At 74.8% G+C, this 14,337-nt stretch carries 12 protein-coding genes and 1 pseudogene; 7 read left to right on the top strand and 6 right to left on the bottom strand.

Going from position 1 to position 14,337, the window contains the following annotated elements:
- Positions 1-128: 128 nt before the first annotated feature.
- Positions 129-1,088, bottom strand: coding sequence for a DUF4349 domain-containing protein (locus tag ACFWXO_RS14720; RefSeq protein ID WP_380524212.1), 960 nt, complete (start codon positions 1,086-1,088; stop codon positions 129-131).
- A gap of 219 nt (positions 1,089-1,307) precedes the next feature.
- Here ACFWXO_RS14720 and ACFWXO_RS14715 point away from each other — a divergent pair, with 219 nt between their 5' ends.
- The 3 genes from ACFWXO_RS14715 to hemQ are packed head-to-tail and all read left to right on the top strand — an operon-like array spanning position 1,308 to position 4,097.
- Positions 1,308-1,898 (top strand): Uma2 family endonuclease, encoded by a 591-nt coding sequence (locus ACFWXO_RS14715; RefSeq protein ID WP_380524210.1) that lies wholly within the window; start codon positions 1,308-1,310, stop codon positions 1,896-1,898.
- Positions 1,899-1,932: 34 nt separating this feature from the next.
- On the top strand, positions 1,933-3,375 hold the full coding sequence (hemG, locus tag ACFWXO_RS14710; protein WP_380524208.1) for a protoporphyrinogen oxidase: 1,443 nt from the start codon (positions 1,933-1,935) through the stop codon (positions 3,373-3,375).
- Positions 3,372-4,097 (top strand): hydrogen peroxide-dependent heme synthase, encoded by a 726-nt coding sequence (gene hemQ, locus ACFWXO_RS14705; protein WP_375888299.1) that lies wholly within the window; start codon positions 3,372-3,374, stop codon positions 4,095-4,097. The genes hemG and hemQ overlap by 4 nt, the downstream gene beginning before the upstream one ends.
- 61 nt (positions 4,098-4,158) lie before the next feature.
- On the opposite strand, the gene ACFWXO_RS14700 is transcribed toward hemQ, so the two are convergent.
- The 4 genes and pseudogenes from ACFWXO_RS14700 to ACFWXO_RS14685 all read right to left on the bottom strand — a co-directional run bounded on the left by ACFWXO_RS14700 (position 4,159) and on the right by ACFWXO_RS14685 (position 8,111).
- Positions 4,159-4,713 carry a hypothetical protein gene (locus tag ACFWXO_RS14700; RefSeq protein WP_380524205.1) on the bottom strand — a complete coding sequence of 185 codons (555 nt, stop codon included), beginning with the start codon at positions 4,711-4,713 and terminating at the stop codon, positions 4,159-4,161.
- 44 nt (positions 4,714-4,757) lie between these two features.
- On the bottom strand, positions 4,758-5,540 hold the full coding sequence (locus ACFWXO_RS14695) for a TIGR04222 domain-containing membrane protein (RefSeq protein ID WP_380524203.1): 783 nt from the start codon (positions 5,538-5,540) through the stop codon (positions 4,758-4,760).
- Positions 5,541-5,609: 69 nt separating this feature from the next.
- Positions 5,610-6,704 carry a TIGR04222 domain-containing membrane protein gene (locus tag ACFWXO_RS14690; protein ID WP_380524201.1) on the bottom strand — a complete coding sequence of 365 codons (1,095 nt, stop codon included), beginning with the start codon at positions 6,702-6,704 and terminating at the stop codon, positions 5,610-5,612.
- A gap of 28 nt (positions 6,705-6,732) precedes the next feature.
- Positions 6,733-8,111 (bottom strand): annotated as a pseudogene (locus ACFWXO_RS14685) (DUF692 domain-containing protein).
- 267 nt (positions 8,112-8,378) lie between these two features.
- Here ACFWXO_RS14685 and ACFWXO_RS14680 point away from each other — a divergent pair.
- The 4 genes from ACFWXO_RS14680 to ACFWXO_RS14665 all read left to right on the top strand — a co-directional run bounded on the left by ACFWXO_RS14680 (position 8,379) and on the right by ACFWXO_RS14665 (position 13,303).
- Positions 8,379-9,305 carry a GNAT family N-acetyltransferase gene (locus ACFWXO_RS14680; protein WP_380524199.1) on the top strand — a complete coding sequence of 309 codons (927 nt, stop codon included), beginning with the start codon at positions 8,379-8,381 and terminating at the stop codon, positions 9,303-9,305.
- Positions 9,306-9,420: 115 nt separating this feature from the next.
- Positions 9,421-10,224 (top strand): hypothetical protein, encoded by an 804-nt coding sequence (locus ACFWXO_RS14675; protein WP_375888311.1) that lies wholly within the window; start codon positions 9,421-9,423, stop codon positions 10,222-10,224.
- Between the two features lie 121 nt (positions 10,225-10,345).
- A complete protein-coding gene (locus ACFWXO_RS14670; RefSeq protein WP_380524196.1) occupies positions 10,346-11,356 on the top strand; it encodes an MBL fold metallo-hydrolase in 1,011 nt (336 codons plus the stop codon).
- A gap of 189 nt (positions 11,357-11,545) precedes the next feature.
- A complete protein-coding gene (locus ACFWXO_RS14665; RefSeq protein WP_380524194.1) occupies positions 11,546-13,303 on the top strand; it encodes an ATP-binding protein in 1,758 nt (585 codons plus the stop codon).
- On the opposite strand, the gene ACFWXO_RS14660 is transcribed toward ACFWXO_RS14665, so the two are convergent.
- Positions 13,217-14,337: RNA-guided endonuclease InsQ/TnpB family protein (locus ACFWXO_RS14660; protein ID WP_380524192.1), on the bottom strand; the 1,121-nt coding region annotated here is incomplete at its 5' end. The two genes, ACFWXO_RS14665 and ACFWXO_RS14660, sit on opposite strands and share 87 nt — an antisense overlap.

Genomic DNA, 14,337 nt, shown 5'->3' with positions numbered 1-14,337 from the left:
CGGGGGGGCCCCGCGGCCCCCCCCCGCCGCGCCCCCCCGGCGGGGGGGGGGGGGCGCGGGGGCGGGGGCGGGGGCCCCCCCCCGGGGGGGGGGGGCCCGGGGGGGGCGCCCCCCCCCGCCGCCGTGCGTCATTCCCCGGAAGCCCCGGGGTGCTCGGGCTCCTCGGGCCGGACGACCGGCCGTGCGCGGGTCCGGCGCCAGTACCGGTAGAGCAGCGCCCCCGGGACCCCGAGCACCAGCAGGAACGGCGCCACCGCGGCCAGCGCCACCACCAGCGCGGTCCCGATCGCGACCAGCACGTGCCAGCCGCCGCCCAGCGCCGAACCCACCGATTCGCCGAAGCCCTTCCCCCCGGCCGCCGTCGGCGTCGGGGTCGGCGTGGGGGCCACCGCCTCCCGGCGGACGTCCAGGGTGACGGTCGAGTACGAGGTCCGGGCGGCCAGCTCCTTCTGCTGCTTCTGCAAGGACTCCAGGTCCGCCTCCCGGCGGCTCAACTCGCCCTCCAGCGAGGTGATGTCGCTCAGCGTCTTGGCCTGGGCCATCAGCGCCCGCACCCGGTCCACGCTCGCCTGCTGGGTCTGCACCCGGCTCGCCACGTCCGCGACCTGCTGGGTCAGGTCGTCCGCCTGGCTCTTGCGCGAGACCACCCGGCCCAGGGCGGCCAGCTGGTCCAGGGTCTGCTGGTAGGCGGCGGACGGGATCCGCAGCGTCAACTGGCCGTACTCGTCCGCACCGCCGCCGTTGACCGACTCGCCGCCCACGTAACCGCCCGACGCGGTCGTCAACTCCCGCGCCCTGCCCAGGACCTGCCCGACGTCCTTGGTGGTCAGCGAGAGCTGCGCGGTGTACGAGATCAGCCGGGCGTCCGCGGCCGGAGTGACCCCGGCGGCCGCCGGCGCCCCGGAGGGCTGCCCGCCCGCCGGGGCGGGAGCGGCCGGCGCGGCCGCCCCACCGGCCGCCTTCGCCGGCGCTCCCGCCGAGTCGTTCCGCCCCGATTCCCCGCCGCCGCTCGCACTGCAACCCCCGGCCAGCAGCACCGCGGCGGCCACCGCCACCACCGGCACCCCGGCCCTCGCCCGTCGTCCCATTCCCCGGCCCCTCCCCAAGTCCGCTGGCATTTGCTGCCATTGGACGCAAGAGCCTGCCCGACGGACCCGCCCGGCAGATCGCAGGTCCATCACAGCTCGGCCCCGGGACGGACACGACCCACCGGAGTGCTCCATCCCGCAGGTTCGCCATGACCGGCTCTGTGGCACACGGCTTGTGTGGCCCGCAGGCAGCGCCGCAGAACTCGCTATCTTGGAGTTATGAGCGAGCTGCCGGACTGGATGTACGCGCCCAGAGTCGAGGGTTGGATCGCTGACGACCTCGACCACCTGCCGCAGGCGCCGCGGCACACCGAGCTGATCGACGGAGCCCTGGTCTTCATGATGTCCCCGCAGCGCACTTGGCACAGTTGGGTCGTATCGGGCCTGAACGCGGCGCTGGAAGGCCTCGTGCCGGATGGATTGTGGCCGGAGCGCGAGATCACGATCAAGCTCGACCGCACCAACCGCCCGGAACCAGATGTGATGGTCGTGAGCGCCGAGCCCGACCCCACTCGCACGTGGTACGAGCCGACCGAGGTGGTACTGGTCGTTGAGGTGGTCTCTCCGGAGTCCGCCCAACGCGACCGCGAGGTCAAGTTCCGGAAGTACGCCAAGGCCGGAATTCGGCACTATTGGATCGTCGAGGAGGAGGACGGTCTGCCGGTCGTGCACGTCTACGAGCTGGATCCAGCGGCAAGTGCCTACGCGCCGGCCGGGATCTTCCGGGGCAAGCTGGAGCGGCCGGTGCCGTTCCCGACCGTCATCGATCTCGACAGGTTCGTGTCCCGGCGGAAGCGTGCAGCGGATTGAGGCATCCGTGTAAAGACCTGCGAGACTGCGAGGCATGTCGGATGCACAGGTCGTCGTCGTCGGTGGTGGGATCGCGGGGCTGGCTGCGGCCGCCTTCCTGAGCGGGGCGGCCGGGGGGCCGGCGCGGGCGCGGGTGACACTGCTGGAGGCGTCGGGGCGGGTCGGCGGGAAGCTGTGGGGCGGCGAGGTCGGCGGGGTCCGGGTGGACCTCGGGGCCGAGTCGGTGCTGGCGCGGCGGCCGGAGGCCGTGGAACTGGCCCGGGCCGTCGGGCTGGGGGCGGAGCTGGAGCCGCCGACCGGCGCCAAGGCGGCGATCTGGACCAGGGGCGCGCTGCGGCCGCTGCCGGGCGGGCAGGTGATGGGCGTCCCGGGCGACCTGGAGGCGCTGGCCGCCTCCGGGGTGCTGAGCGCCGAGGGGCTGGAGCGGGCCCGGCACGAGCGGGCCGGCGAGGTCGGGGCGGACGTCGCGATCGGCCGCTACGTCGCCGACCGGCTCGGCCAGGAGGTGGTGGACCGGCTGGTGGAGCCGCTGCTGGGCGGCGTCTACGCCGGTCGCGCCGAGGAGATCTCGCTGCGCGCCGCCGTGCCGCAGCTGCTGCCGATCGCCCGGAGCGGCGGCTCGCTGGTCGAGGGGGTGCACGCGCTGGCGTCCCGGCCGCAGGTGGTCGGCACCCCGGTGTTCCAGGGGCTGCGCGGCGGCCTCGGCACCCTGCCGGGGGCGGTGGCCGCGGCCTGTGTGAAGGCGGGCGTGGACCTGCGCACCGACACCCCGGTGGAGGAGCTGCGCCGCACCCCCGAGGGCTGGCGGGTGGTGGCCGGCGGCGAGGTGCTGACCGCCGACGCCGTGGTGCTGGCCGTCCCGGCGCCGGCCGCGGCCCGGCTGCTGCGGGCGGACGCCCCGGCGGCGGCCGCCGAGCTGGACGCCGTCGAGTACGCGGGCATGGCCCTGGTGACCCTGGCGTTCCGCCGCGCCGACCTGCCCGAGCCGCCGGCCGGCAGCGGCTTCCTGGTACCGCCGGTGGACGGCCGCCGGATCAAGGCCTCGACCTTCTCCTCCAACAAGTGGGGCTGGCTGCAGCGTTCCGCCCCGGACGCCTTCCTGCTGCGCACCTCGCTGGGCCGCCACCGCGAGGACGAGGTGCTGGAGCTGCCGGACGAGGAGCTGGTGGCCCGCTCGCTGGCGGACCTGGCGGAGGCGGTCGGCCTGACCGCCCGGCCGTACGACACCTTCGTGTCGCGCTTCACGGCGGGCCTGCCGCAGTACCCGGTGGGCCACCCGGACCGGGTGGCCCGGGTGCGGGCGTCGGTGCGGGCGGTGGGCGGCCTGGCGCTGTGCGGCGCCGCGTACGACGGGGTGGGGATCCCGGCCTGCATCGCTTCGGCGGCCGCCGCCGCGGCGGCCGTCGGTGAGCACATCGACGAACGGTTGACCCCGACGACCGGGGACGGTTCCACGGAGAGGACAATGGGCGCATGACTGAGAGCGTTGAGCGGGAGCCCGAGCAGCGGCCCGAGAAGAAGAAGGCGCGCGACCTGAACCAGGTCATCCGCTACACCATGTGGTCGGTGTTCAAGCTCAAGGGCGCCCTGCCCGAGGACCGCACCGCCCTCGCCGCCGAGGTGGACGAGCTGTTCGCGCAGCTGGACGCCAAGGACGTGACGATCCGCGGCACCTACGACGTCTCCGGGCTGCGCGCGGACGCCGACCTGATGGTCTGGTGGCACGCCGAGGACTCGGACGACCTCCAGGAGGCGTACAACCGCTTCCGCCGCACCGGCCTGGGCCGCCAGCTGGAGCCGGTCTGGTCGAACATGGCCCTGCACCGCCCGGCCGAGTTCAACAAGTCGCACATCCCGGCCTTCCTCGCCGACGAGCGCCCGCGCGACTACGTCTGCGTCTACCCGTTCGTCCGCTCCTACGAGTGGTACCTGCTGCCGGACGCCGAGCGGCGCGCGATGCTCGCCGAGCACGGCCAGATGGCCCGCGGCTACCCGGACGTGCGGGCCAACACGGTGGCCTCGTTCGCGCTCGGCGACTACGAGTGGCTGCTCGCCTTCGAGGCGGACGAGCTGCACCGGATCGTCGACCTGATGCGCGACCTGCGCCCCTCCCGGGCCCGGCTGCACGTCCGCGAGGAGGTGCCGTTCTTCACCGGCCGCCGCAAGCCGGTGAGCGAGCTGCTGAACGGCCTGGCCTGACCCGCGCCGTACCGGAGGCCGGCTCCCCCCGCTGGGGTGGGAGCCGGCCTCCGGCCGTTCGTCAGGGGCGCGGCCCCGCGAACTCCCGCAGGACGGCGTTGTAGCGGGTGCCGAGGTCGACCCGGGTGACGTCGGAGAAGCGGAACTTCGTCGGCTTCGGGCGCCAGCGCGCCTCGGGGTCGACCTCGTGCAGCCGCAGCGAGGCGGGGCGCACGGCGGTGACGGCGCCGACCCAGCAGGAGTCCGGGGCGTTCCGCTCGGTGTGCAGCGCGATCATGCCGTACTCCGCACAGGCGGTGGCGAGCAGCCCCGGCAGGTCGTCCAGCGGCAGTTCGGCGCCCGGCGGCCGGACGGGCCACCGGCCCCGGCGGCGCAGCACCCGCACGGTCAGGGTGTCGGGGCCGCCGAGGTCGCGGACCTTGCGCAGGTCGGTGGTGCGCACGGCCGTCCAGCCGTCGAGGTGGTGGTCGGTGCACGCGGCGAGCAGCGTCCAGACCGGGCCGGTGCCGAGGACGAAGCCCTCCAGCTCGTCCGCGCCGGGGATCGAGCGGCGCAGCCGGACCGGCCGGCCTTCGCGGTGGGCGCGGTCGAGTGCGGCGCGGTGCTGGTCGTCCATGGGGCGGAGTCTGCCCCGGTCAGGGCCGTCGGCGCAGCCGGTTTTCAGCCGCGGTGCGGGCGCAGGGCGGCGCGCAGCCGGGCGTCGGGGAGCACGGCGGGGCCGTTCATGGCGACGGCGGTGAGCAGTTCGCGCTCCTCGTCGTCGGCGAGGCCGTGCTGGCGGGCCGGGCGGACCTCGCGCAGCACCTCCTGGCCGATCGGGGAGGCCCAGCGGGTGTACGGGTAGACGTCGACCCGGGCCATCAGCAGGGTGCCCGCGGTGAGCACCAGCGGCAGCGAGAACCAGGCGATCGGGGCGAGGGTGTCACCGCCGGTGAAGCCGCTGAGCGAGACCGCGGCGGCGAGCAGCACCACCGTCAGCAGCATCGCGTGCCGGACCTGGCGCACCACCACCACGGTGTTGCGCTGGACCAGGGCCGGGGTGGCCAGGCCGGCCAGCGCCAGCCGGGCTCCGATCTCCAGCACGGTGGGGTGCTCGCCCATCGCCCGGCGCAGCTCGTCGGTGCGGCACTGGCCCTCGGGGCCGACGGTGGCGACGACCGCCCGTTCCAGCCGGCTGCGGCCCCTGGGGTCGACCACGGTGGTCCAGCCGGTGTGGGCGAGGTGCAGACGGCCGCGGCCGGCCATCAGGACGAGGGCGAGCTCCACCACCCGGTCCGGGCCGCCGGCCAGGTAGGCCGTCTCGTACAGTCCGATGCCGACGGCTTCCGGCGGGCGCCGCCCGTCCTGGTCGGCGAGGGCATCGGCGGTGGCGGTCATCCGCACCAGCCGGAGGCAGGACAGCACCGCCGCGACACAGGCCGGTATCAGGAACAGCAACCACATGGGCTTGTTCTATGCCTGGGGCCTCGGCGCGGGGAACGGCTTCCCGGGGCGCGATACCGAACTGTGACGTCAGGAGCCGCCGCAGCTGCTCCCGCAACTGGACGAGGAGCCGCAGCTGGAGGACGAACCGCAGCTCGACGAGGAGCCGCAGCTGGAGTGCGAGGAGCCGCCGCACGAGGAGTGGTGCGAGGAGCCGCCGCACGAGGAGTGGTGGTGGGTGGAGCCGGAGTCGGAGGAGCCGCAGGAGGCGGTGGAGGCGGCGCCGCAGGAGGACCCGCCGCAGGAGGACCCGCCGGACGAGGAGGTACCGGACGAGGATCCGCCCGAGGAGAAGAAGGAGGAGGACGAGGCCGCCTGGGCCTGTCGCACCGCCTCGTCCTCGGCCGCCGCGGCCAGCATCGCGGCCTCCAGCTCCTGGTCGTCCAGCGCGGCCGCGGCCAGTCCGCCGAGGGCGACCGCGCCCAGCATCGCGCCGCCCGTCAGCCGGGGGGAGACGCCGGAGCCGGGCGTCCACGGGGTGCTGCCCTGCATCAGCGCGAGCTGGCGGTGCCCGGCCGGGGTGACCCGGCCGTCGGCGGGGAGGGTGGCGAGCAGGGCGACGGCGCCGAGGAGCAGCAAGAGGCCCGGGTACCAGAGGTTGGGGCGGTCGTAGAGGGCGTCGTTGTCGTCCAGCAGCAGGGCGAGCCCGGCGAAGACCACGACGTCGAGCATCGCCAGCCAGAGCAGCCGCCGTGCGACGCGGGCCCGGTGCAGCCGTTCCGGGCGGCGCATCAGGCCGCGGTCGGCGAGCCGGTCGCCGATCTCCTGGACGGCGGCGGAGCGCATCACCGTGCGGCGCAGGGTGCCGAGTTCCCGGCTGCCGGTCGAGCCGACGGCGTCGTGCACGGCCTGGTCGACCGCGTCGTACGGGCGGGCGCCGGTGAGGGTGACCAGTCCGGCGCGGTTGATCACGACCTGTTCGCCGAGGTGCATCCGGACCAGCGCGGTGTCGAAGACCCGGCCCGGGCCGCCTGCCAGGAAGGCGGTGTCCAGCAGCGGCAGGCCGCGGCCGGGCAGGCCCTGCGGGTGGGGCACGTGGCGGACCCGCTGCCTGGCCTGGGAGGCGTACAGCGCGGCCGCGACCAGCAGGAGGGCCGGGATCAGGAAGTAGCTGTTGTGCCACATGGGCGGTTCCCCCGATTGAGACGTCGGATCAGTGGCCGCGCAGGGCCCGGCGCAGCCTGGCGAGCGGGCCGGGCGGCGGTTGGGGCGCCGGGTGGAGCCACTGCTCCAGGGCGCGGCGGTGGTCGGCGGCGGACGGGCCGCCGTCGGTGAGCACCCACGCGGCGAAGGCCCGGGCGTCGGCGTGGTAGCCGCCGGTCTGCGGGTGGGTGCGGGCGTAGGCGAGGAAGAGCGGCCCGTACCGTGCCCCGAGCAGGCGGGGCAGGTCGGGGGCGACCTTCGCGGTGGTGTCGCGCCGCTTGGCGGCGAGGCCGGTGGACTGGGCGCGGACCTGGTCCGGGTCGAAGCCGGGCGGGACGGGCCCGCCGGCCACCAGGGCGGCCAGCAGTTCCGTCTGGCGCCGGGCCAGGCGCTCCCGGGGGGTGCCGGTCGCGTCCTCGGCGCCGGCGCCCCCCTTCGGCTCGACGGGGTTCAGGTCGGGCGTCATCGGGTGCTCCCCTCCAGCACCCGACGGATGGCGTCCAGTTCACCGGCCAGTTCGGAGGGCGGCGGGAAGTCGGCGTCCCGTTCCAGCAGGACGCCGGGCGGTTCGACCCGCGCGCAGAGTTCGGCCAGGACCTCCAGCACCGGTTCGGTGACGGGGTGGGCGTGGGTGTCGTGCCACACGCCGTCGACCAGGGTGCCGCCGGCGACGTGCACGTAGGCGAGCGCCTCCAGCGGCAGGCGGTCGAGCTCGGCGGCCGGGTCGGTGCCGAGGTTGACCCGGTTGGTGTGCAGGTTGGCCACGTCGATCAGCAGTCGGACGCCGGTCCGCGCGACGAGTTCGGCGAGGAACTCGCCCTCGGTGAACTCGTCGTCGGGCCAGGCGAGTTGGGCGGCGATGTTCTCCAGGGCGAGCGGCACCGGCAGCTGGTCCTGGGCGATCCGGACGTTCTCGGCGATCACCCGCAGGGAGTCCCGAGTGCGCGGGACGGGCAGCAGGTGGCCGGCCTCCAGGGCGCCGGCCCGGACGAAGGCCAGGTGCTCGGTGACCAGGGGGGAGCCGAGCGCGAGGGCCGTTCCGGCGAGCCTGCCGAGCCGGCCGGGGTCGGGCCGGTCGGCGCCGCCGAGGCCGAGGCCGACGCCGTGCGGGACGACGGTGACGCCGCGTTCGCGCAGGACGGTGAGCGAGGTGGGCAGGTGGTCGGCGCAGACGTTCTCGGCGACCACCTCGACCCAGTCCAGGCCGGGCTGGCGCTCGACCACGGTGTCGATCTCGCTGCGCCAGCCGAGGCCGACGCCGAGCCGGGGCGCGGTGGTGGCCGTCGCGGTGGTGCCTGTCGCGGTGGTGCCCGCCGGGGTGGTCTCCGTCGTGACGGTGTCCACTGTGGAGGCGGTGGAGCCGGGCAGGTCCAGGGCAGGGGAGGTCATCGGTTCGCCCCCTTCGGAGGGCTGGGTGGGGAGGCCGTCGGGCGGTGCGGGCGTCGTCGCCAGGACCGCGCGGCCGTGTTGCTGAGGATGTCCCCGGGCGGGGTGGCTGCCAAGCCTCACCCGGTCTTCTCAGAGCATTATTTGAGCCTTGCCGTTCAGGTGCGCGGGGATTCCGGCCCGGCGTCCGGGGCGGATCCGCGGACGGACGGCCCGGTGGCGGGGAAATACGGAGGCGGCGGCGGACGGGCGCGGATAGCGTGCGCATCGATGACTGAGACCGAACTGACGATCCGAGACTTCCGCCCCGCCGACGCCGAGGCGGTGACCGCCGCCCACCGGGCCGGCCGCGAACACCTGGTGATGAGCGCCGAGGCGCTGCTCTGGATGAACTCCCGGACGAATCCCGAGGAGCGCTTCCGCACCTTCGTCGCCGAACTGGACGGCCGGGTGGTCGGCGCGGTGCGCTGCGGACTGGTGCTCGGGACGACGACCACCGGCGTCGGCTACGCCAACGGCAGCGTGCTGCCCGGGTTCCGGCGGCGCGGCGCGGCCACCGCGCTGCTGGCCGCGGCCGAACGGCACCTGAGCGCCCACGGGGTGGCCGAACTGCACACCTGGCTGGACGACGAGCCCGCCGCCCTGGCCTTCGGTGCCGCCCGGGGCTACCAGCCGGGGCGCGAAGCCCACTTCGGCGGGCGGGACCTGGCCCTCCCGCTGCCACAGGCACCGGTGCGGCCGGCCGGCGTCGAGCTGCGCCCGGCCACCGACTGGGCGGACGATCCGCGCCCGCTGTTCCTGGTGGAGGCGGACGCGATCCGGGACGAGCCCGGCGAGGTGGTGATGGACGCCCTGGACTACGAGGAGTGGCTGCGGGGCGACTGGGCCCGGCCGGACCTCGACCTCGGGCTGACGGTGGTCGCCGTGGTGGACGGCGAGCCGGCGGCCTTCACCATGGCGCAGACCGACGGGTTGGGTCGCTACTGGTCCGCGTTCACCGCCTGCCGCCGGGAGTTCCGCGGCCGCGGGCTGGCCAAGCTGGCCAAGCTGGAGTCGCTGCGGCTCGCCGCGGCGGCCGGTCACCGCCGCGCGTACACCAGCAACGACGCCACCAACGCGCCGATGCTGGCGGTCAACGCCTGGCTGGGGTACGAGCGCTGCGCGGGGGAGCGGAAGGGGATCAAGCGCCTGGGGTGACCGGGGCGCGGAGATCCGGCCACCCCGATTTGCCGCGAAGGGGGTATTTCCGGCCACGGACGGGGACATGACCAGGGCGCACAGTTCGTGGTCGAGTCTTCCTCCGGGGGATCATATGGAGATCCTGCTCCAGGTGCTGATCGCATCGGTGCCGGCCGTGATCGGCTTCCTCGCGGCCCGTTCCCTCGCCCGCACCAGGCTGTTCCTGCGCTACGGCTTCCTGCGGGCGCTGCTGGCGCCGTACGGGCGGGTGCAGATCGTCATCCCGAGCCTGGAGGTGGCGGAGTTCGCCTTCACCTCGGACGGCTGCCAGTTGACCAGCCGCGGGCCGAAGAACGTGCTGTTCGTGCCGATGGCCGAGGCCAGGGCGATAGCGGAACTGACCGACCTGCTGCGGAAGGTCAACCGCAAGGCGACGATCGAGCTGGTGGTGGCGGGGGCGCAGGACCCGCGGATGCCGACCTTCTCGATCGGCGGGCCGGGCGTCAACTCGTACTCCGGTGGCGTGCTGGACACGGTGTTCCCGGACTTCGCGGTCGAGTACCCGGACGAGGCCCGTGCCCGCTGGGGCGGGATGACCTTCGAGGCGCTGTACAACCCGGCCGGGGAGCTGATCCGCGACCACGGCTTCATCTTCGTCACCCGCACGCCCCGGCAGGCGCCCTGCGTCGTGCTCTGCGGGGTGTTCGCCTTCGGTTCGGCGATGGCGGTGGAGGCCCTGACCTCGGCGAACCGGGGGTCCCCGCTGGCGGCGCTGTTCCGCTCGGGGGAGAAAGGATTCGTCGCGGTGGAGGGGCGGGTGATCGGGCTGGACACGGTGGACGTCACGGTCGAGGTCTGCCGGGTGCTGCCCACCCAGCGGTCCGACGTCCCGTCGGGTTTCCGGGGCGAGGTGTCCACCAGTCGTCCCGAGCCGTGAGACGATTGGTCTCGACCACGTGGTGCGAATCCGGACAGTGCGGGAGGGAACGGGGCACTAACTCCAGCTGTTCGTACAGCTTTTGCCCCATCCCTGACACAACATGGGCATAATCGCGCGCATGACGATCAACCGTGCGAACGTGAGCGCGATTGCCGAGGACCTGTACGTGTGGCTCCCCCCGAAGCGGGGCTGGGGCCTGGCCAACTGCGGCCTGCTGGCCTCGGAGACCACCGCGCTCTGGATCGACACCCCCTACGACCCCTCACTGGCCGGGGAGTTCCTGGCCGCCAGCCGGCGCCTGCTGCCGACCGGGGTCGACATCGACCGGGTGGTCGTCACCCACGCCAACGGCGACCACCTGTGGGGCGCCGGAGTGCTCCCCGACGCCGAGGTGATCGCCACCCGCGAGGCGCTGGAGCACATCCACTGGGAGCCCACCCCCCAGCAGCAGCACGCCCTGCTCACCAACAGCGACCCGGACTCCCCGCTCGGCGGCTACCTCCGCGAGCACTTCGGGGGCTTCGACTGGTCCACCACCGAGCCGGTGCACCCGGGCACCGTCTTCACCGGCGAGCTGGAGCTCACGGTCGGCCGCTACCCGGTGCAGATCACCAGCCTGCCCGCCGCCCACACCGGCGGCGACCTGATGGTCCACCTGCCGCACCAACGCGCCGTGTTCACCGGCGACGTGATCTTCTCCTCGACCCCCGAGCAACCGGGCGACCACCCCTCGCACTGGGCCGGCCCGCTGGAGAACGTCATCGGCGCCTGCGAACGGGCCCTGGACACCGGCGCGGAGATCTTCGTCCCCGGCCACGGCCCGGTGCTCGACCGCGAGGGCGTCCAGGAGCACATCGGCTACCTGGCGTACGTCCGCGAGCGCGCCCACACCCTGCACGCCGCCGGGATACCCGCGCTGGACGCCGCCCGGCGGGTGATCGCCGAGCAGCGCCACCCCGAACTCGGCCTGCCCGAGCGGCTGGTGCTCACCGTCGCGGCCGAGTACCGGCACCTGGACGGCTCCGAACTGCCCGGCATCCTGGACGCCATGGCCCAGGTCGCCGTGGTGGCCCGCGAACTGGCCGAGGACTCGGCCCGGATCCCGCGCCCGCGCCCCGCCCGGAACTGACCGCCCGGAACCGACCGCCGGGGCCCCGACCGCCGGGGCCCCGACCCCGGCCGGACCCCGCGCGCACCCGGCACCCGCACCCCGGCACCCGCACCACCGCACCCGCGCGCACCCCGCTCCCGAGCTCCGCCCGGAACCGAACCCCGGGCGCCGGCCCGGGCCGAGCAGCAAGGACACCCGAGGACCCCGATGACGCAGATCGCGCTGATCGCGCTGATCGTCCTGGCGCTGGCCACCACCGCGGCCGCGGTCGTGCTCGCCCGCGGCCGGGCCGCGGCCGTCCGCCGGGCGGTGGCCGCCGAGGCCGCGCTCGGCCAGGGCGCGCAGCAGGCCCGCGCCGCCGAGGCCAAACTCGCCCGCGCGGAACGCCAGCGGGACGAGGCCCAGGAGGCCGTACGGAACGCCGCCGAGCAGACCCGGCGGGCCGAGGAGCACACCCGGGCCGCCGACCAGCGGGGCGCCGCCGCCAACGCCCGGGCCAAGGAGGCGAACGCCGGCATCGGGGAGGCGAACGCCCGCGCCGCGGCCGCCGAGGCCCGGCTGGCCGCCGCGGACCGCGGCGGCGCCGCGCTGCTGGCGGAGATCGGCCACCTCGCCCAGGAGCGGGTCGCCGCCACGGCCGTCCGGCTGACCCACACCAACGCCCCGACGGTCGGCCCGCTGGACCCGCAGGCCGTCGGCCCCGAGGGCGTCCGGGCCCTGCAGTCCGTCCTGGACGCCACCACCGCGGCCCTCGCCGACGAGCGCGAGCGGGTCGACGCCGCCGCCCGGGCCGCCATGCGCGGCGCCACCTCCCGGATCCAGACCCTGCTCTACCAGATCCAGAGCCTGGTCCAGCAGCTCCAGCACGACAACGACGACCCCCGGCTGCTGGAGGTCGACTTCCGCAACGAGGTCGCGCTGCGCCGGATCCAGACCGTCGCCGTGCTCTGCGAGGCCTGGCCGGGCCTGGCCCGGACCGACTCCCCGCTCGCCGAGGTCGTCGTCGGCGCGCTCTCCCGGGTGCCCGGCTACGCCCGGATCAAGGTCGCCAACCACCTGCGCGAGCAGCGGCTGGCCGTGGTCGCCCGGGCCGCCGAGCCGATCGCCATCGCCATCGCCGAACTGCTCGCCAACGCCACCGCCTACTCCCACCCGGAGACCGACGTCCCGGTCACCGTCCAGCAGGGCGGCCGCGGCGCACTGGTGATCGTCGACGACAGCGGCATCGGCATGGACGAGGACCAGCTGCGCCGGGCCCGCCGACTGCTGGCCGGCCCGTCGGACGTGCTGCTCACCGAGCTGGGCAACCCGCCCAAGACCGGCTTCGCGGTGGTCGGCAAGCTGGCCCGCCAGTACGGCTTCACCTGCCACATCGAGCCCTCGCCGTACGGCGGCATGCGGACCCTCCTGCGCATCCCGGCCGCGCTGGTGACCACGGTGGACGACGAGCAGCCGCTGTCCGTGCTCACCCCGCTGCCGCTGCGGGCCGGCAGCGGCCCGGCACCGGCGCCCACCGTCGCGGCCGTCCCGCCGATGCGCGACGCCGACGAGCAGGCCCCGCCGGTGCTCGCCGACCGCCACAACCAGCCCGGCCCGCACCCGGCGCCGGCCATCCACGTGGTCCCCGACCCGGACACCGCCGCCACCCCCGACGGGGACGGCAGCGGCCTGCCCAGCCGACGGCGGCGGCGTCCGCGCACCGGCGAGGAACCGGGGGCGGCGCCCGGCGCACCGTCCGCCGGGACGGCGGGAGGGCCGGGGGAGCAGCCCGCACCGTACGTCCGCACCCCCGAGCGGGCCGCCGCCCACTGGCAGGCCCTGCAGCGCGGCACCGACTCCGGCCGGGCCGCGGCGGCACAGGCCGCCCCGGGCAGCGCCTCACCCGAAGACAGCGCGATCACCCGGAACGGCGTCGCCGGTGGCGACACCACCGGTCCGACAGACATAGAAGGAGTCGAGCATTGACATCCTCCCCGGCTGAGGCCGGGAGATTCCGGCCGCACCTGCTGCGCGGGGCTCCTGCCCCGTACGGCCGGCGTTCCGGCGGGTTCCCCGTTCAACGGGCCGTGCCCGGCGTGGGATCGCCACGTCGGGTCTCACCGGCCCTCCAGGGGCGTTTAGCCTGTCCGCCTGCCCGGCGGCCAGGATGTTGCGAGCGGCGTTGAGGTCACGGTCATGCAGCACACCACATGCGCGGCAGGACCACGCGCGGATCGCGAGGGGCTTGGGACCGTCACGGTGCCCACACTCCGAGCAGAGCTGAGAGGACGGGAACGTGCGGTGCACGATCCCGACCGTGCGCCCGCGCCGTGCGGCTTTCTCTTCGAGCAGTCGGCGGAAGGTGGCCCATCCGGCATCGTGGACGGATTTGGCCAGGCGGCCTCGGGCGAGGCCGTGTACGTTCAGATCCTCCAGGTACACCGCTTGGGTTTCGCGGATGATCCTGGTGGTCTGTTTGTGCAGCCAGTCCCTGCGGGTGTCGGCCACCTTGGCGTGTGCCTTGGCGACCTTGCGGCGGGCCTTGGCCCGGTTCTTCGACCCCTTGGCCTTACGGGACAGCTCCCGCTGCGCGGCCTTCAACCGCTTCTCGGCCTTACGCAGGAAGCGCGGATTGTCGATCACGCTGCCGTCGGAGAGCACGGCATAGGTGGTCAGCCCGAGGTCGATGCCGAGCTCGGCATCGACCTCGGGCAGGTGGCACGGCTCCACGTCCACGACGAAGCTCGCGTGGTAGCGCCCAGCCGGGTCCAGCACGATCGTCACCGACGACGGGTCGGCGGGCAGCGCCCGCGACCACTTCACCCGCACATCGCCGATCTTCGCCAGGTTCAGCTTCCCGTTGGACCGGACGCGGAAGCCGTTGCGGGTGAACCGCAGCGACTGCCGGGCGTCACGCTTCGACTTGAACCGAGGCAGGCCGACCGGTCGGCCCTCCCGCGTGCGGGCCACCGAGTCGAAGAAGTTCAGGGAGGCCGGGTCCACAACCCGGCGGGACTGGC

The sequence above is a fragment of the Kitasatospora sp. NPDC059088 genome (genome assembly GCF_042738155.1).
Taxonomy (GTDB): domain Bacteria; phylum Actinomycetota; class Actinomycetes; order Streptomycetales; family Streptomycetaceae; genus Kitasatospora.
The sequence above is the reverse complement of the archived record's forward strand: the minus strand, read 5'-3'. Positions and strand labels throughout refer to the sequence as shown.